Annotated in this window: 13 protein-coding genes; 9 read left to right on the top strand and 4 right to left on the bottom strand. The window is 46.2% G+C overall.

What is annotated here, in order from left to right:
- The first annotated feature begins 2 nt into the window (after positions 1 to 2).
- Together F3I09_RS15095 and F3I09_RS15090 are read left to right on the top strand one after the other, a co-directional pair.
- The gene (locus F3I09_RS15095; RefSeq protein ID WP_149695868.1) at positions 3 to 1070 is read left to right on the top strand and encodes an efflux RND transporter periplasmic adaptor subunit; all 1068 of its coding nucleotides are present in this window, start codon (positions 3 to 5) and stop codon (positions 1068 to 1070) included.
- 40 nt (positions 1071 to 1110) lie between these two features.
- Positions 1111 to 4155, top strand: a complete 3045-nt coding sequence (locus F3I09_RS15090) for an efflux RND transporter permease subunit (RefSeq protein ID WP_149695867.1) — start codon at positions 1111 to 1113, stop codon at positions 4153 to 4155.
- A gap of 57 nt (positions 4156 to 4212) precedes the next feature.
- On the opposite strand, the gene F3I09_RS15085 is transcribed toward F3I09_RS15090, so the two are convergent.
- Complete coding sequence (locus F3I09_RS15085) at positions 4213 to 4986, bottom strand: SGNH/GDSL hydrolase family protein (protein WP_149695866.1); 774 nt, start codon at positions 4984 to 4986, stop codon at positions 4213 to 4215.
- A gap of 825 nt (positions 4987 to 5811) precedes the next feature.
- Between F3I09_RS15085 and F3I09_RS15080 the strand changes: the two genes are divergently transcribed.
- Positions 5812 to 6477, top strand: coding sequence for a response regulator transcription factor (locus F3I09_RS15080; protein ID WP_149695865.1), 666 nt, complete (start codon positions 5812 to 5814; stop codon positions 6475 to 6477).
- A 149-nt stretch (positions 6478 to 6626) separates the two neighbouring features.
- Here F3I09_RS15080 and F3I09_RS15075 read toward each other — a convergent pair whose 3' ends face one another.
- Positions 6627 to 7784, bottom strand: a complete 1158-nt coding sequence (locus F3I09_RS15075; protein WP_149695864.1) for a FecR family protein — start codon at positions 7782 to 7784, stop codon at positions 6627 to 6629.
- Between the two features lie 286 nt (positions 7785 to 8070).
- Positions 8071 to 10353 (bottom strand): GH92 family glycosyl hydrolase, encoded by a 2283-nt coding sequence (locus F3I09_RS15070; protein WP_149695863.1) that lies wholly within the window; start codon positions 10351 to 10353, stop codon positions 8071 to 8073.
- A 472-nt stretch (positions 10354 to 10825) separates the two neighbouring features.
- Between F3I09_RS15070 and F3I09_RS15065 the strand changes: the two genes are divergently transcribed.
- From F3I09_RS15065 to F3I09_RS15055, 3 genes are read left to right on the top strand one after another with little or no spacing between them, the layout of a single operon-like run.
- A complete protein-coding gene (locus F3I09_RS15065; RefSeq protein ID WP_149695862.1) occupies positions 10826 to 13861 on the top strand; it encodes an OmpA family protein in 3036 nt (1011 codons plus the stop codon).
- Positions 13862 to 13863: 2 nt separating this feature from the next.
- Positions 13864 to 14421 carry a T9SS type A sorting domain-containing protein gene (locus tag F3I09_RS15060; protein WP_149695861.1) on the top strand — a complete coding sequence of 186 codons (558 nt, stop codon included), beginning with the start codon at positions 13864 to 13866 and terminating at the stop codon, positions 14419 to 14421.
- Between the two features lie 12 nt (positions 14422 to 14433).
- Complete coding sequence (locus tag F3I09_RS15055; protein ID WP_223233249.1) at positions 14434 to 14895, top strand: VOC family protein; 462 nt, start codon at positions 14434 to 14436, stop codon at positions 14893 to 14895.
- Here F3I09_RS15055 and F3I09_RS15050 read toward each other — a convergent pair.
- Entirely contained in the window at positions 14886 to 15977 is a 1092-nt protein-coding gene (locus F3I09_RS15050; protein ID WP_149695860.1) for a mechanosensitive ion channel family protein, read from the bottom strand. The genes F3I09_RS15055 and F3I09_RS15050 overlap by 10 nt on opposite strands.
- A gap of 89 nt (positions 15978 to 16066) precedes the next feature.
- Between F3I09_RS15050 and F3I09_RS15045 the strand changes: the two genes are divergently transcribed.
- The 3 genes from F3I09_RS15045 to F3I09_RS15035 all read left to right on the top strand — a co-directional run bounded on the left by F3I09_RS15045 (position 16067) and on the right by F3I09_RS15035 (position 19411).
- Complete coding sequence (locus F3I09_RS15045; protein WP_223233248.1) at positions 16067 to 17422, top strand: DEAD/DEAH box helicase; 1356 nt, start codon at positions 16067 to 16069, stop codon at positions 17420 to 17422.
- A 238-nt stretch (positions 17423 to 17660) separates the two neighbouring features.
- Positions 17661 to 18149 (top strand): response regulator, encoded by a 489-nt coding sequence (locus F3I09_RS15040; RefSeq protein WP_149695859.1) that lies wholly within the window; start codon positions 17661 to 17663, stop codon positions 18147 to 18149.
- A gap of 89 nt (positions 18150 to 18238) precedes the next feature.
- Complete coding sequence (locus F3I09_RS15035) at positions 18239 to 19411, top strand: glycosyltransferase family 4 protein (protein ID WP_149695858.1); 1173 nt, start codon at positions 18239 to 18241, stop codon at positions 19409 to 19411.
- Positions 19412 to 19594: the final 183 nt, after the last annotated feature.

The raw sequence follows: 19594 nt of genomic DNA, 5'->3' as shown, positions 1-19594 counted from the left end.
ACATGAAATCTATTCTCTCTTTCTCACTACTGGCATCTTTTTCCTGCCTGGTCATCTCCTGCGGAGCACCCAGCGCAGCGGAAAATAAAAATAATCAATCCAGCGAGATACCAGTGAAGCTCCTTCCGCTGAATGGCCAGATGAACTCCAACCCGGCTATCTCAGTATCAGGCCAGTTTACTACTGATGATGAAGTGCTGTTGTCTTTTAAAACGGGTGGTATCATCCAACGTATCCTGGTGAAAGAAGGCGATGCCGTTAAAAAAGGACAACTGCTGGCAGTACTGAACCCTATAGAGATCAATGCGCAGGTACAACAGGCGCAGCTGGGTTTTGAAAAAGCACAACGTGATTACAAACGTGTGGAGAATCTTTATAAGGATAGTGTCGCTACCCTCGAGCAGTTACAGAATGCAAAGACAGCTCTTGACATGGCTGGCGAACAGGTGAAGACTGCACAGTTCAACCGTACGCACTCCCAGATCCAGGCGACCGAAAGTGGTTATATACTGCGCAAACTTGCCAGTGAAGGGCAACTGGTGCAGCCGGGCACTCCCGTGTTGGAAACCAATGGCGCCCAGTCAGGTAACTGGATGTTGCGTGTGAATGTCAGCAATAAAGAATGGGCAGCTATTAATCTTCAGGATAAAGCGAACGTAGAAGTGGAAGCTGTTCCCGGTAAGACCTTCGAGGGTGTTGTTTCCCGTAAGTCAGAAGGTGTGCAGCCACAAAGCGGCTCTTTCACTGCGGATATTAAGTTAACCGGAGAAAAACCTTCCGCCATCGCCTTCGGCATGTTTGGTAAGGCCGTTGTCAAACCCGTAGTTGCTGCTTCTGCTGATGGTAAAGGTCCCTGGGCCATTCCCTATGATGCGTTACTGGAAGGTGATGGTAGTACAGGCTATGTATATGTCACCAACGATAACAAGACCGCACACAAAATAGCTGTTACCATTGCGGGAATGGAAGCCGATAAAGTGATCATCAGCAAAGGACTGCAGGACGCAGGCGCCCTGATCATCTCTGGCAGCGCTTATCTGACAGAAGGCAGCACTATCACCGTAAAATAATACCCGCCCGGTAAGAACTCCTCTAATAAATCAACTAATCATGAAAATTTCTTCATACGCGGTAAAGAACTATCAGTTTACACTGGTGATCTTTATTATGATTATCGTACTGGGTATTACCACCATCCTCACGATGCCCCGGTCCGAAGATCCCGAAGTAAAATCTCCTTTTTTTAATGTCGTAGTCGTATATCCGGGCACCAGCCCGAAAGACATGGAAGACCTTGTGGTAGATCCGCTGGAAAAAGAATTGTCTTCCCAGGAAAATATTAAACGTGTAAGGACCAGTATCGGGGACGGTCTGGCTGTAATACGTGTGGAATACAAATACAAAAGCAACGTTGATGATAAATACCAGGAAGTACTCCGTGTGGTGAATGGCAAACGCAGCGCGCTACCAGAGAATATCAGTATAGATGTTTTGCGCCAGCAACCCAGTGATGTAAATATCATGCAGATAGCCCTGGTGTCTGAAACAGCATCTAAGGACAAGCTGCAGTACTACGCAGAGAAACTACAGGACGACCTGGAAACGATCAAGGCCCTGAAAAATGTGGAGATACATGGTATTCCCGACAGGCAGGTAAGAATTGAGCTGAACCTCGAAAAGATTTCCCAGATGGGCCTACCGGTAAACAAAGTCATTTCCAGTATTCAAAACGAAATGAGCAATATCCCCGGTGGTAGTATTGAAGCTGGTAACCGTAGTTATAATATTAAAAGCAGCGGCAGTTATCAGCAGCTGGATGAAATAAAGAATACGGTTGTCTTTAACAGTAAAGGAAAAAATGTCTTCCTTAAAGACGTCGCCGTTATTCATTACGGCCTGGCAGACGAACAATATGAAACAAGACTGAATGGACACAGGTGCGCCTTTGTGGTGGCCGCTCAGAAAGAAGGTGAGAACATCAGCGCAACGAAAGAACTTTATCTGCCTGTACTGACCCAGTTTAAGAAAACGCTGCCCTCAAACATCGAAATGATCCAGCATTTTGACCAGGCAGACAATGTGAACAGGCGTTTGGGAGGACTGGGAAAAGACTTTATGATCGCTATATTGCTGGTGGCGATTACCCTGCTGCCTTTAGGATTCCGCCCCGCATTGATCGTAATGATCTCCATTCCGTTATCACTGGCTATCGGGATTGTGTTACTGAACTTATTCGGTTATAATCTTAACCAGCTCAGTATCGTAGGGTTGGTAGTAGCATTGGGATTACTGGTGGACGACAGTATCGTAGTAATAGAAAATATAGAGCGCTGGATACTGGAAGGACATTCGAGAATGGAGGCCACACTCAAAGCCACGAAACAGATCGGCCTTGCGGTAGTGGGATGTACGGCTGCGCTGGTAATTGCGTTTATGCCATTGGTGTTTCTGCCTGAAGGTGCTGGCGATTTTATCCGCGGACTCCCTATGGCTGTGATCCTGAGCGTATTTGCCTCTATGTTCGTATCGCTGACCATCATTCCCTTCCTGGCCAGCAAACTGCTGCCGCAACATGCAGGCAATCCTGAAGGTAACATCTTCATGCGCGCCCTTAAAAGACTGATCCATGGCAGCTATTCACGCGTGCTGGACAAGGCATTGAAAAGACCTGTTCTCTCAATAATAATTACCGTGATTATCTTCAGCGGTTCCATCGTATTGTTCCAGGTAGTAGGTTTCAGTCTTTTCCCGGCGTCAGAAAAGCCACAGTTCCTGGTGAATATTACAACACCGCCACAATCAAGTCTTGCTTACACCAAGAGCATCGCGCGACAGGTGGAACGGGCTTTGAATAAAGAAAGAGCGGTTACCTACTTTGCAACCAACGTCGGTAAGGGCAATCCCCGCATCTACTATAATGTCATACAGGAAAATGAAAGAAGCGACTTCGCCCAGATATTCATCCAGCTGGACAATCACACTACTCCTTATGATAAATTACAGCTGATTGAAAAATTGCGTAGGCAGTGGACACCATATCCGGGGGCTAAAGTGGAGGTGGTCAACTTTGAGCAAGGGCCACCTGCCCCGGCCCCGGTGGAAGTACGTCTCTTCGGCGATAACCTTGACACCCTCCGTAGCCTGGCTGCAAAGGTAGAGATCATGCTGCAGAAAGTGCCCGGCGCTATTTATGTGAACAATCCGGTAAAACTGCTTAAAACAGACATCCGGGTAGATATCGATAAAGAGAAAGCACAGCTGCTGGGCATTCCAAGTATCAATATCGACAGAACAGTGCGACTGGCAGTAGCAGGATTGAACCTGGGACATTATGCAGATAAGAATGATAACGACTATGATGTATTGCTGACACGCAATAAAGACGGCCGTCCTACAATGGATGTCTTCAACAACCTTTACGTAAATAACCAGGACGACAAGCCTTACCCGCTGTCGCAGGTAGCAAACCTCAGAATGGAAGCCTCTCCCCTGCGTATCAATCACCAGGAAAAGAGACGGGTAGTCTCTATTACAGCTTCCATACAGGAGGGCTTTCTGACTGACCGGGTGATCAACAGCACTATAGAGAAGATGAATGCCTTCCCGCTGCCTGCCGGCTACAGCTATGAGATGGGCGGCGAAGTGGAAACAAGACAGGATTCTTTCGGAGGTTTTATGAGCATTATCATTGTCACCATATTCCTGTTCGTGGCTGTGCTTGTACTGGAATTCAAGACCTTCAAAAGTACGTTGATCGTACTGTCAGTGATACCGCTGGGAGTAGTGGGTGCCGCTGTCGGCCTGTGGGTGACCGGCAATTCCCTGTCCTTTGTGGCCATTATCGGTATGATAGCCTTGGCGGGGATTGAAGTGAAGAATACTATCCTCCTGGTGGATTTTACGAACCAGCTCAGAGAGCAGGGCAAGTCCCTCGAGGAAGCAATCAGGGAGGCAGGGGAAATACGCTTCCTTCCTATTGTACTAACTTCACTGACTGCTATCGGAGGATTAATCCCTATCGCGATATCGACGAACCCATTGATAGCGCCATTGGCAATAGTACTCATTGGCGGCTTGATCAGCTCCACCCTGCTGTCAAGGATTGTAACCCCTATTATCTATAAACTGATTCCTCCGAAAGTGGAGCGTCACTAATAAGCACAAAAAAGCCGCAGAGATCATCTGCGGCTTTTTTATGAGTATTCAATTAAATTATTTCCTGATCACGTCCATCCAGGAAGCCGCCATCAGCGAAGCTCCGGCTATCGCAGGATGCACTCCATCGCCTGTCCAGTAAGAACCCGGTGCAGACTGCTGGGCCTTATCATAAATAGCCTGGTATGGGATGAAGGCCGCATTAAATTTTGTCGCAATTTCGCGGGCAGCCGCACGATACTCGTCAAATGCCGGGAACCATCTATCGTCCACTGCTTTCACGCCTTTAACAGCAAATGGCTCACCAATGATCAGCTGTACGTCGGGTAGCTGCTGTTTGGTACGTTCCAGCAAAGCGGTAAAATCGTCGCGATAAGTTTTGATAGTGCCGCTGTAGTTGCCATTCAGCATATGCCAGTAGTCATTTACACCAATGAGTATACTCAGCACATCCGGCTTTATCTGCAGGCAGTCTGTATCCCATCTTTCAGCCAACTGGTACACTTTGTTACCACTGATACCCTTGTTATAGATCTTCAGATTTTTCCCGGGAAACTCTTTCAGCAAAGCTGCAGCAGTAAGGTACGCATAACCATTGCCCAGTGCGCTCGTATTGTTGGCTTCACTCTGGTCCCGTTTACGTCCTGCATCTGTAATAGAGTCTCCCTGAAAGAGAATGACTGCATCCTTTTTTAATGTTACTTTTTTAGCGTGGGCTTTCATTTCACTGGAAGCTGCCGACACGATGTTGGGAAGACTAAGGGCGGCTAGACTGCCCAGTGATACGTTCCGGATAAAATTCCTCCGGTTTGAATTAGGTTGTTGTTCCATGGAATTATGATAGTTAAGTATGCACGTTGTGGTTATACCATGCAAATGGTGAGAACCTGTAATGAATAAAGCTAATGAATTATCGGAACAAAATAAAGATGCCGCCCAGGAATGAGCGGCAATTTAGTTATCTATCCTATGAAAACCTGTGTTTAAAAAATCTTTCGCATTTGCCGGGTATACAATCTCATAATTAACATACCAGGCTAGCGAAACCATGTGGCTTTATTATGGATATGGATATGGCAGTATTAATATATTCAGATATGTCGATTAAACATATAATTTTTTGAACTTATTGATATTAATTTTTACTTCAAATTCACTTAATGCTAAATGATTTATGCATTTCTTGTGTAAAGATGTACAATTGTTGCTGCCAATTTCGTAAATTTCAGGAGCTTATATCGAAAATGAGTAAGGACACACATATTTCTAGGTGCTAACACTTATTTTCAAGAAGCACAGCGGTCTTGGCGGTAAAAGGCCCCATTATTTGACGCATATTTACGCCCAGCTCGCTGCTTTGACTGTTTTTACCCACCTATCTTCTCTGGAAAACCTCATTAAAAGTAAATCCTGTATTGTCCGGGTACATTGCTGCTGACCATATAGGTGTGAATTGTTCATCGATCAGTAAATAGACTTATTTGAATACAAAATTTGATACGCGACCTATAACTATGCGGATACAATCTTTGCCTACTGCCAATTTCAGCGGCGGTTATACGTTTAATGAAAAAAAAACATCCGAATGTCCGGCAAACAGGTGTAATGAAGAATGCACTAACGGGGACGAACAAACTACCTCAAACTAGTTAGCCAATGAACGAGCCAATTTACAGAATACTGGTTATTGAAGAAGATGCTGCTTTAATAAAAAAGATTCAACAGTTATTAACCCCGCATCATTATGACGTCTATACTTCCACGACTCCGGAAGAGGGCATTTATATCTGTCGGCAGTATAGACCGGATCTTGTCGTATGTGGTGTAAGGCTGCGTGGTGGAAGCGGATATCATTTCCTGATGGAACTAAGGAATGATCCATCCCTGCAGCATATTCCCCTGATCTTCATCAGCGGCAAAGAGGGAACGGAAGACATGCGCATGGGCATGAACCTTGGTGCGGACGACTTCCTTTCAAAACCCTTCAAGAGTAAGGAATTGCTGCTTAGCATCAAATCCAGGCTTACCCGCTTTACGGTTTTTAATGTACAGCAGAGAGAAAAAAAGCACACTACCATCGTTTCCATGCCCGTTATCCCTCCTGAAGTCCATCACAAACTGAGCAAAACGGAATTCAGGGTAATGCAGATGATTGCAGAAGGAATGAGCACTAAAGAGATAGCACAAACACTTAATATCAGTATTAAAACAGTAGAGAACCACAGGCACAATATTTCTAAAAAGCTGAATCTTACAGGGCATAATTCATTAATAAAATATGCCATAAAACACCTTACACAGCAATACAAAATATTATCATAAGGGGACTCTGTAAGTGCTTATAGGGGGCAGTGGGGACTTACACGTCGTTCCGGCCGGTTGGGGTATTTATAGTGGTGATGCCCGTGCCGGCGGGTAGTGCAGTTTGCTATTGATGGTGAAAACCGCCAGCGATGACGGTCCTCTCAAATTCATTTCAAATGTATGGCGCCGTTTTCGTCATAACTGTATTTGATGTCGCCGATCAGTTCCAGGGTTTCCAGGAAGTAATCCAGACGTTGCAGTTTCTCAAGTCCGCCCGTAAACTTTTTACCGGCCAGCGCCTTATTGTCAAAGACAACCTTTACTCCGTACCAGCGTTCCAGGACCTGGGCTATCTCGAGCAGGGAGGTATCATGAAATACATACACCCCTTTCATCCAGGCCAGTACTTCGCTCTCGTCAAATGAGCGTACATTATACCCCTGGTCGGCCTTGTAAACTGCCTCCTGTCCTGGCTGCAGGCGTACTTCCTTTCCATCGGCCCTGGCTATTATAGCGCCGCTTACGAGTGCCGTTCTGGTGAGACCATCATTGTAAGCATTGACGTTAAAGGAGGTACCCAGTACTTCTATATCCGTTTGCTCGGTGTGTACAACAAATGGTTTGGAATCGTTTTTTGTTACCTGGAAATAAGCCTCTCCGTCCAGGTACACCTCTCTCTTATTGCTTGAGAAGTTAAAAGGAAAACGGAATCTGGAGGTGGCGTTCAGCCATACTTCCGTCCCGTCTGATAGCAATAATTTATAATCCATTTTAGGTGGTACGGTCAGCGTATTATACCCGTTGCCCATGGCAGTACCGCCTGTAAATTGCAACTTTTTAGCGCCGGCGCTGAGCTGTACATCCCCTGCCTTAATGTTCTGTTTTTCCTGGTTGTAGGGCAATGCAATTGTCTCTCCTCCTGCCAGTTGTAATTGCAGTCCGTTAACCGGAGCGGGTGGCGCCGCAACTACCGGAGGCGTCTGCACGGCTTTGCGCTGCGTATTTTTCCATATCAGGCTGATGCCGATGCCGGCTACTGCCAGCACAGCTGCCGCAAACAGCCATCTTTTGATGCTGTGGATCCCGTTCTTTTTGACGGATAATTCACTCCTTACGGAACTCCAGGCGTTGGCTACGTCTATCTGCTGCCAGAATTTCTCTTCTCCGGGCAATGAAAAACTGTGTTTCAATGCCCTCCACATCAATTCAACATCCTCATGACCGTTGATTAACGCTGATACATACTGATCGTCAGACTCGTTAATTGTACCATTACGCTTTTTCAACAACAACTGGTAAATGTGTTCGTGATTTTCACTCATCATTCTTAACTGTTCGATTTTATGGTAGATGGCTCCGCACGTGGATAATGCAGGTTCATTCACTGCAATCTATTGCATGAAGCTACGTACATCTCGTCATTAAAACTGTTAATTGCCAGTTAACGCATTTGCTAACAAATTGTTATGAGGGTTGTAAGGTAAACGATTGCGCTGGAAATGGTGCCGCAGCAGGCAGATTACCGGAGTATCTGTTAACTGGCTGTAATATAACGAAAAATGGCCGCCCTGTATTTAACGGGGCAGCCATTAGCCTCATATCTTTATATGATCAATACTTTGAATCCGGACGGTTAGCCACCAGTTTGCCGAAATCGGAAGGCTTGTTGCCCATCGTGATTTTCAGTACTCCTCCCTTCAGGATATCTGAGTGACGGATAAAACTGTTATTGTACGGTTTACCATTCAGGGTTACCTGCTGGATATAGATATTCTCAGCACTGTTATTGATGGTTTCTACGGTAAATGTTTTACCACCCTGTACTTTCAGGCTTGCCTTTTCGAACAGCGGACTACCGAATACGTAAATACCTTTGGCAGGATTTACCGGATATAAGCCGAGGGAAGAGAACACATACCAGGAAGACATGGCGCCAACATCTTCGTTACCTGCCAGCCCTTCCGGGGTCTTGGTATAGAAATCCTTCATTACCTGTCTTACCTTTTCAGCCGTCTTCCACTGATTGCCGGAATAAGCATACATGTAAGTTACGTGGTGGCTTGGCTCATTACCATGTGCATACATCCCGATCAGACCGGAAATATCGTTGGATGCCTGAGCACCCATGTCTCCTTTTGCTACGAACAGGCTATCCAGTTTCCTGGTGAAAGCGTCATCACCGCCCATCAGGCTGATCAGACCTTCTACGTCCTGCGGTACCAGCCAGGTATACTGCCAGCCATTACCTTCGGTAAAGTCACCTTTCTCATGGATAGAGTTGAATGGATCGTAAGGCGTTTTGAAGCTGCCATCATCCATTCTGGGGCGAACGAACTTAATGGTGCTGTCGAAGTAGTTTTTATAGTAGCCTGCTCTTTTTGAATAATATTCAAAGTCAGCTGTACGGCCCAGTTTCTTTGCTACGGCAGCAATACACCAGTCGTCTATTGCATATTCCATGGCTTTGGATACAGACTCATATTCCTTATCAGCAGGGATGTAACCTTTAGCCTTGATATCTTTCATACCCAGATCATCTCTTGTAGAAGATGCCTTCATCGCCTCAAAAGCAGCATTGATATCAAAACCTCTGTATCCTTTCAGATAAGCGTCTGCGATCACCGGCACAGCATGATAACCCACCATACAGTTTGTCTCACTGCCCATCAATGGCCAGATAGGTAATTTGCCCTGCTGCTTGTAGATGGTCAGCATGGAATTCACAAAACTGTTTACTCTTTCCGGTTGCGTCAGTGTATACAAAGGAGCGCAGGAACGGTAGATGTCCCAGAGGGAGAACACGGTATAGTTGTCAAAACCTGGATTGCTGTACACTTTTTTATCAGTACCACGGTAGGCGCGGTTATGATCATTGAAGAGCGCAGGTCCTATCATAGTATGATACAAAGCTGTGTAGAAGATGCTCCTGTTGGTTACATCTTTGGTTTCCAGCTGTATCCTGGACAGTTCCTTATTCCATTTTGCAGTGGCAGTTTTCAGGGTGCCTGCAAAATCCCATGACGGGATCTCACTATTGATATTTGCCAGGGCATTCTCACTGCTAACAGGGGAAATACCTACTTTCAGCATCGCCTGCGCCGGCGCTTTATCAAATGAGATCACACCTTTGATATTCTTGCCTTTACCCTCGGTACCCGCCAGTTTCTCATCGCCATTGAACACCTGGAAATCTTTCAACGGTACGCTACTGCGGATAGCAAACCAGAGACGCTGATCTTCCGCCCAGCCCTTAGACAAACGGTAACCAACCAGGGTGTAGTCGTCTTTCTTCTGGATGAAGGTTTCTACGGGAGCATCCCAGCCTATGCCTTCTTTCAGGTCTACAATGATATGACCTTCTTCCCCCTGCGGGAAAGTATATTTATGAAAACCGACCCTCTCGGAAGCGGTCAGTTCTACCTTGATATTATAATCTTCCAGCTGCACAGAATAATACCCCGGCCTGGCTGTTTCATGTGCGTGGGTGTAATGGGAACCATATCCACTGGTAGGGTTCTCCTGACTACCATGGTTAGTCCTGATCTTACCGGTGTAAGGCATGATCAGTACATCTCCCAGGTCGCCGATACCTGTACCGCTAAGGTGTGTTTGCGGAAAACCGATTACCACACTGTCCGAATAGTGATACCCGGAACACCAGTCCCACCCTTTTACAATGTTGGTAGGCCCAACCTGTACCGCGCCAAATGGCACGCTCGCTCCCACAAACACGTGACCATGACCACCCGAACCAATGTAGGGATCTACATATTCTACCGGTTTAAAATCTTTTGCTGCGGTGAAAGCTGTTTTTTTCTCTTGTCCCTTTACCTGCATGCCCGCTAATAATAGTGAAGCAGCCAGTACAGGATAATGCTTAAGTCCCAATTGCATATCTCAAAATTCCTTTAGAAAGGCAATATACGGAGCAGAACGCAGAAAATGAAGGACAGACGCGAACACCTTTCATCTATAAAAACAATTCATTATGGATTATTCGCTGTAAATGGTCAATTTATGTCCTATAAGACTATCTTTTTAAATATGCTAACACGTTTTGGGGAAGCATAAGGAATTGAGTATGAGTACTGAAAAAGCTCCTAATCATTCATGGTTGATAATCAACATATAGACACCTTCCACTTCAAGTAATCTATTAATTCATATACCACGAAAGTTGTAAATATAATAGTCAAAATGAGTATAAACCCTTCATTTCTACATCCAACGTGTAGCAGGTTTGTGTAAACAATACATTAAAATAAGAATAAATAGAATATAAGTCATATCTTTACTTTATTTATAATATAAGATATAATATAATATTATATGCTTATAGCCTTATTACTGTTATAACTTGTATGAGATGAAAGCAATTTTACTCATTTTATTTATTCCCATTTTCGTCTGTTCGGGCTTCCTCGCAAAAGCACAGCAAAGTGGCTTGTGGGGTATCAACTACCAGGCAATCGCCAGGGAAAACCCCAAAGGTGCTGTAATTGGCCTGCAGGCAATACAGGTAAAATTCAGTATTCTTGATGGTAGCCCCGATGGCAATCCCCTGTACACTGAAAAGCATTCGACCACTACCAACAGTCAGGGTCTCTTCTCCCTGGTGATAGGTGCTGGTACTCCAGAGATTGGCGACTTCAAAACCATCCCCTGGAGCAGAGGTAATCAGTACCTGAGAGTGGACCTGGACATAAAGGGAACAAATGACTTTGTACCTATGGGTGTAATGCCGTTCATGACAGTGCCTTATGCGCTTTATGCAGCCAATGGCGGTTCCGGCGGCAACGGAGGAAATGGCGGTACCTATGTCAGCATTGTGTGGCTGGGTACACTGACAACCCCACCGGCAACACCTTCTGCAGGTCAGGCATATTATAACAGTACAGACAAGAAATCCTATATCTACGATACAACCGGCAATGCCGGCACCTGGAATATCATGGCCCAGGACGGTTTACCTGGTACTGCTCTCTCCTGGTTAGGTTCATTTACGACAGTACCTTCCGGTGCGGGAGTAAATCAGGCTTATTATAACCTGACCGACCGGAAAGCATATATATATGATGGCACTGCCTGGCAGGTTTTCTCTGAAAGCGGCCAGAATGGTGTTGGTACAGGTATCAGCTGGCTGGGCTCTCTGGCAACGCCACCTGCCAGCCCTGTTGTAAATCAGGCCTATTACAGCACTACAGACAAGAAATCCTATATCTACGATACTACCGGTACCGGTAGCTGGCAGATACTGACACAGGATGGTATCTCCGGTACCTCCATCAGCTGGCTGGGTACATTGGCTACCCCTCCGGCTACTCCTGCGCAGAATCAGGCTTACTATAACAGTACCGACAGAAAAGCTTATATCTACGATACTACCGGCACCGGTAGCTGGCAGATACTGGCCCAGGATGGTTCTACCGGCATTTCCATCAGCTGGCTGGGTACATTAGCAGCTGCTCCTGCCGATCCGCTGACAAATCAGGCTTATTATAACAGTGCAGACAGAAAAGCTTACATCTATGATTCTACCGGCACCTGGCAAATCCTGGCGCAGGATGGTACAGGATGGAACCTGTCAGCACTGGAATTCCAGGATAACGGAGCTTTAGGACTAACAACAACAGCGAATACCGATACAGTAAAATCTGCAAACAGGGCATGGCTGGTCAGAGGTAACAAAGACACCAACCCGGCCCTTGACTTTATCGGTACAGTAGATGATAATCCATTTATAATAAAAGCTGGTGGTACTGCCCCTAACTTTGAAAGGCTCCGTACCTTCCCCGATAAGCCGGTGACTATCTTAAACGGTACTGACGATGCAGGTGCACAGGTGGGTAAAGCTGTATTAACAGTATTTTCAAGTGAAGTGCCGACAGGTATTATTAATGGCGACCCCAATTACTCCAATGGTATCGTGGGATATGCCAACAGTAGTACCGGCGCCGGCGTAGCAGGATATAACTTTGGTAGCGGCCCTGGGGTAAGAGGCGCTACTGCCTTCGGACCTGCTGTTCTCGGAACGGGTACTTCACGTTATATACAGGGTGTAAAAGGAACTAACTCTTCTACCAACGGTGGTTTGGGCGTTGAGGGTACAACTAACTCTCCTTATAAACCAACTACAGAAGTAAGATCTGCCGGTGTGATGGGTTCATCCACTCATGCAGCTGGCTACGGTGTGGTTGGTGTCGGCAATAACCTGAAACCGGACCTGTTCACAAACCCGCCAACAATTGGTGGTGGTATGATGGGTATCGGTACCCGTGCGGGTGTAGTTGGCTTTGCAACAACAGCTACCAATGGTATTGGTGTAGTGGGCGGTGGAAATAATGAGGTAGTTGTATATCCCATCGGTGGCGCCGGTGTAGCCGGTTCTGCAGGTGGATTGAACGTGGGCGTAGGTGTACATGGTTTTGCTAAAGGTAACGCAACTGATATTGATCGTTGGGGTGGTGTTTTCCAGTTTGGTACTGGTATCTCTGCTACACACGTATATACTTACCTGGCTGGAGCCAATTCCAGTGGCATCTATGGTCTTATCTCCAACGGTACTAAATCAACCGTTGTAAAAGACAACGCAGGTGAAAACCGCCTCCTTTTCTGTACAGAGGCGCCTGAAGTGCTCTTCCAGGACTTCGGAACTGGTGAGCTCCAGAACGGTTCTGCTCACATTGATCTCGAGGGTTTACTCACAAAAGTGATTCGCGTAGACGCCAAACATCCGATGAAAGTGTTCATTCAGCTGGAAGGCGAATGTAACGGCGTATATGTGACCAATAAATCAGCTAAAGGATTCGATGTAAAAGAATTACAGGGTGGTAAATCAAATGTTCCCTTCACCTGGCAGATCGTAGCATCCCGTGCGGATGAAGTACTGCCTGACGGAACAGTACTCCCTTACTCTGACAGACGTTTCCCTGTTGGTCCCGGTCCATTACCGGTACAGGAAGTATCTACTGCTGCTACTCCTGATGCTCCGGTAACCACGGCTAAGCCAGCCCTCAAAACAGTGGAGCTGAAAACAACAGAAAAAGAAGTTATCAATAAAGCATTCTCCAACCTCCAGTTTGCCAGTGCAAAGGCTGATATCGCTACGACATCACTGCCATCCCTGGATAAAATGGCTACCCTGCTGCAGGCGCATCCGGAATGGCACTTATCCCTGAGCGGACACACTGATAATGAAGGAACAGAGGCATTTAACCAGACTTTATCAGAAAAAAGAGCGGAAGCAGTGAAAGAATACCTGGTTAGCAAAGGTGTTACCGCTGGCAGAATTGCCGCTAAAGGGTACGGACAAACGAAACCACTCGCTGCCAACGACAGTAAAACTGCCAAAGGAAAGAACAGAAGAGTGGAAATGGAAATCCTTACGGAAGAAAAACCTTAATAATGACAGTCATCAGAAAAATATTAACTGTTAATGCTGTGTGTGCGTCCCTCCTGGTTTCAGGAGCGGCGCACGCGCAGTATATTGAAAGACAGGTAATAACCAGCACCGGTAAAAACGTCACTTATGAAGCTGGTTCGAAGTTTGAACTCGGACTTGACCTGGATTGGACCGCAGGTGATATTGCCGTAAGAACCATTACTTATCCGGACGTGGCTATGCTCACACAGGGGTTCCTGCAACCCCCGCTACAGAACCTGTTAGTCCTGAAAGATAATGACATGGTCCTGTATCCCAACCCTATTGTTACGACCCCCAAACTGACGATCGTTTATATGATGGATACGCTTTCCACAAAGCTGATAGATATCCGTATTATAAGCATTGGAGGAACTACTGTGTACACTGAAAAAGGGATTGTTCCTACAAGAGGAACAGGGACCAGATTTGATCGCGAGGTGGATGTCAGCAATTTCTATCCTGGCGTCTACGTAGTTACATTGTACCTGAACACCGGTATTAAAGTGAGTAGAAAATTCATAAAATTTGCTTCCCAATGAGTATATTGGAGCATGAAAAGACGGATTCCACAATGCCTTTTACTGGTGGCTGTTATGATCATCTCCGGTATGCCAACGTTCGCCCAGCGGAAAAGCGCTATGCTAAACCATATAGCGCTTTATGTTTATAACCTGGAAAAAAGCACAGCTTTTTACAGGGACATCATTCAGATAGATACCATCCCCGAACCTTTCCACGATGGTCGTCACACCTGGTTCAAGGTAGCTGAACATAGTCATCTGCACATTATATCAGGAGCAAAGGAAATCGTTCCCCACGACAAAAACTCCCACCTTTGTTTCAGCGTTCCTTCAGTAGAAGAATTTATGACACGTCTGCGCCAGCATCATATTCCTTTCGAAAGCTGGAAGGGAGAAGCTGACAAACCTACCCTCCGTGTAGATGGTATAAAACAGATCTATTTCACCGATCCTGACGGCTATTGGGTAGAGATCAATGACGATCATTCCTGATCCCCGATCAGCGGACGCTCTCCATCTTCAAGAATAGTACGTTTTTTAGGCAGGCAGTAAGCGTGATGCTCCTGTATAAAAGCAAGCATTTTCTCCCGTAGATAGCAACGCAGGTCGAAAGCCCTGCCTGAACTATTGGCGCTCACCAGCATCCGGACTTCTACCGTCTGTTCTGTAATGTTGGTGACCTGCATCACCTGTACCCTTTTGTCCCACAATGGCTGGTCCTTCAGCAGGCGCTCAAATTCCGCACGTAATATGTCAATTGGGGCGTTATAATCCAGGTACAGGAACGCCGTACCCAGTATGGCAGAACCGGTCCGTGTCCAGTTCTGAAAAGGTTTTTCTATGAAATAATTGATGGGCAGGATCAGTTTACGCTGGTCCCAGATACCTACCACCACATAGGTAAGGGTGATCTCTTCCACCCTGCCCCATTCTCCTTCTACTACCAGCACGTCATCGATCCGGATAGGCTGCGTAAATGCGATCTGCATACCCGCCAGGAAATTAGACAGGGAACGTTGCGCCGCAAAACCGACGATGATACCGCCAACCCCGACTCCCGTCAACAGCCCTGCTCCTATCTTACGCAGATTGTCAAAACTGAGCAGGACGGCGCAGAGTGTGAGTATCATAATGGTGCTGATAGCCAGTTTACGTACAAACTGCAGCTGGGTTCGCATTTTTCTCTCCAGGAGATTATCTTCCTTTTTGAGATCATAGAGATGCGTCAGATAGTCCTCAAATACCTTCACCAACGCCGTCAGCGTAAAGCCAAAAGAAACGATCAGTGAAATCTCCACTACCTTAGTCAGCACGGCCATCGGCTTCCTGTTCAGCTCCATGAATGGCAGCACTATATCCAATACCAGCACGGGCAGGAAATAGCTGATCGGCCTCCCCAGGCGCTTCAGCACAGATCTTACAAATGAATAGTCGGTCGCCTTTCTGGAAGTATATTTCAGGATGAGGGCTACGAGATATTTGATGATTAAGCCGCTGATCAGAGCTGCACAGCCAAGTAAAATATTCCATAAAACGGGAGGAAGACGAAGGTCCCGCTGCAGATTTTCGAGCATATCAGACGGTTTTTAGATACCCGGCTTTGCTGCAAAGAACATACCGTATGTGCTCTGAGTACAATTCCTTATCTTTAACTAATATTTTTTTGAATCAAAACCATCTTAGCATTTTGTATTTTGACGAATTTGACCTGGACGACAGGGTTTTGGACGGAATAGATGCCATGGGATACACCACTGCGACACCTGTTCAGGAAAAAGTTATCCCCCCAATTATTGCCGGGAAGGACATTCTGGCCTGCGCACAGACAGGTACAGGGAAAACTGCGGCATTCCTTTTGCCAATATTGCACCGTTTAATCACTGAGCCCCACGATACACATAAGATCAACTCACTGATTATAGTACCCACCCGTGAATTGGCAGTGCAGATTGCCCAGACACTGGAAGGTATGTCCTACTTTACATCCGTCAGCTCTATTGCCGTATACGGCGGTAGCAACGGCGCATTGTTCTCTGCAGAAAAGAAGGCACTGACCTCGGGGGTAGATATTGTGATCTGTACGCCCGGACGTATGATCGCGCATTTAAATATGGGCTATGTAAAGCTGGATGCCGTTAAGTACCTGGTATTGGACGAGGCAGACCGGATGCTGGACATGGGCTTTAATGACGATATCATCAAGATCACGTCCTTCCTGCCCAAACAAAGGCAGAATCTCCTCTTTTCGGCCACCATGCCGGACAAGATCAGGAAACTGGCCCTTAAGATCCTGCATCAGCCTGAGGAGATCAATATTGCCATCTCCAAACCGCCGGAAAAGATCGTACAGGAGGCATTCGTAGTCTTCGAAGAGCAGAAGATTGCGCTGATGAAGCACCTGCTGTCGCAAAAACAGTTTGGCAGCATCATTATTTTCTGTTCCCGTAAGCAGAACGTAAAACAGCTCTGCCAGGAGTTAAAAAGGGCCCGTTTTTCTGTCGAAGAGATCCATTCCGACCTGGAGCAGGAAAAAAGGGAACAGGTGCTCATGGACTTTAAAAACAAAAAACTGAAAATGCTGGTAGCTACGGATATTCTGAGCCGTGGTATCGACATCGAGGATATTGACCTGGTCATCAACTATGATGTACCTAATGACGGTGAGGACTACATTCACCGTATCGGGCGTACAGCCAGGGCGGCCACAGATGGCACAGCCTATACCATCGTCAGTGAAAAAGAGCAGCGGAAATTTGCCCGGATAGAAGAGGTACTGGGAAAACCTGTAGAAAAGGCAGCCGTACCTCCAGCCCTTGGCCCGGTACCGGAATACACTCCCAAAGTTGGCCGCTCCGGCGGAGGCAGAGGAGGCCCTGGTAAAAAACGCCCTGGTGGAGGCGGTAACCGTAACCACAAGCCATCCGGTAATAATAACCGGGGCGGCGGCCATCCTCAACAACAGCGCAGCAAGAGTAGTAATAGCCAGCGTAGCGGCAATAATCACCCGCAAAAGCCATAATAGGAATGCCTGTCCCAGGCGCCTGAAAAGTAATTATATATCATATTATCTGAAACGTTCCGGTCATCCGGGACGTTTTTTTTATGATCCAGCCTTGTTTTTCCATTTTCTGGAATTTTTTTCCTGCAAATGGACGTTTTTCGCCCCGTGCCAATTCTATCATCAGCCACCACGGCCACTTTGGAGCGATTTCGCAATCTGGCATCCAAATGGATTCTATTATATCAAACGACGCAATATGGCAAACAAATTCGACAGTAAGATTTATGTAGTGGATGATGATCCATTCTGTTTAGCCACTTACGATAAGCATCTCAGGGCGCAGGGATATGAAAAGGTGACCTGCTTCTTATCGGGTACAGACTTTCTGCTGCAATTGTCAGATGAGCCGGATATTGTGCTGTTGGACCATGACTTAGGAGATATGACCGGACTGGAATTATTAAAGGATATCAAGCGATTCAACTCTGACATCTTCGTAATCTTCGCCAGCTCCCGTCAGCAACCGGAGATTGCTACAGAGTCCCTCAAGAACGGCGCGTTTGACTACATTATAAAAGACGACAGTGTATTAGACCATATAACTGCCACACTTAACAAATTATTCATAGTACAGGATTATCTGAAGAAAAAACGACGAAATAACAGGTTCTTCTTTTTCGTGGGATTGGTGCTGGCGTCCTGTTCATTATTCAGCTATTTATACGATGTATTGAGATCTTCATAACCTACTTGCTTGCCTGCTAAACCCACAACTGTTAAAGAAATGTTCTGCTTATCCCTATACCTATATCACCACACTTAACAACGCATATCATGAAAAAGATCATAGCAGTACATCTGCAGAACGACAGAAGCGGCAATACGCTTGTATTTCGTCAGTCACTGGAAGCATTGGCCGAGAAAGAAATGGAAGTGCACCTTATTACAAATCGTACAGGTGAGATGCCTGGGTTCCTGACAGGTATCCCGGGTGTACAGTACCACTATATAAATTATTCAGAACGGGGGAACAAATGGCGTCTATTCTTCAGCTTCCTGCTGGCACAGGTGCTGATCTTCAGGAAAGTATTGAGTCTGTATGAACCGGAAGCGAAAGTGTATATCAATACTTTGCTGCCTTTTGGAGCAGCATGGGCCGGCAGGCTGAAGAACGCGCCGATCACCTATCACATTCATGAAATGACGGTGCCGCTGCCCTTCCTCCGGGCTCCACTGTATGAAACTGCTAAAAGACTGGCTACGCATGTTGTGTTCGGTTCAAGGTACCTGCAGTCACTGATGAGTTTTCCGAAAGCAGAGAAACATGTCATACACAGTTGCCTGCCTCAGTCATTCGTACATGAAGCCGTACTGCATTCTAATCATGGTTCCCGCAAAACGGTATTGATGATCGCATCCCTGGATGAAGGAAGCGGATTGCATGAACTACTTGAATTAGCTACGCTCATGCCGGCTACAAAGTTTGAACTGGTGATCAATGCCCATAAGAAAGATGTCGACGCTTATTTCGAAAACTGCCAGATGCCGGACAATTTAATGGTATATGGTACGCAGCTGAACCTGCATCCCTTCTACCAGCGCGCAGCTTTGGTGCTGAATCTCTCTCACGTTGAATACAAGGATACGTTTGATATCAGCATATTACAGGCAATGAGTTATGGCAGACCGGTGATCGTACCACTAAGTGGAGGAGCTAATGAACTGGTGGCGCACGGATGGAATGGCTATCGTATCAGCGGAAATTATATTGACAAAGTACGTAAACACGTGGAGCAGCTGTTGCAGAATAAGCCTTTATATGCTGACATGAGTTGTGCAGCACAGTTGGTGGCTTCTCAGTTCAAAGCGGACGTTTTCAGGCAGCAGGTGGAAGACATTTTTGTAGAGGGTAATTATTTTACCACCTCGCGCAAAAAGGAACAACTGGCAGAAGTACTGCTCTATCCCGCTGCCTTACAGGAATATATTGACAATGCAAGAAATTAATATAGGATACGGGTATGGATGCCAATTTGGGAGACTGACACTAATTCAGGAGTCATTCAGGATATCAGTTGAAGATGTGTGTTGATTTTGTAGACTTTCATCCCGGCCCCTGTGCAGGAGCCTATTGTGGAGCAGAAGGGGCCGGTCGATGAGTCAAAAAGAAATTGAAATTATTACGGATGT

This window comes from Chitinophaga sp. CF418, assembly GCF_900142925.1.
Lineage (GTDB): Bacteria > Bacteroidota > Bacteroidia > Chitinophagales > Chitinophagaceae > Chitinophaga.
Note: the sequence above shows the minus strand (reverse complement) of the source record. Positions and strands in the feature narration are given on the sequence as shown.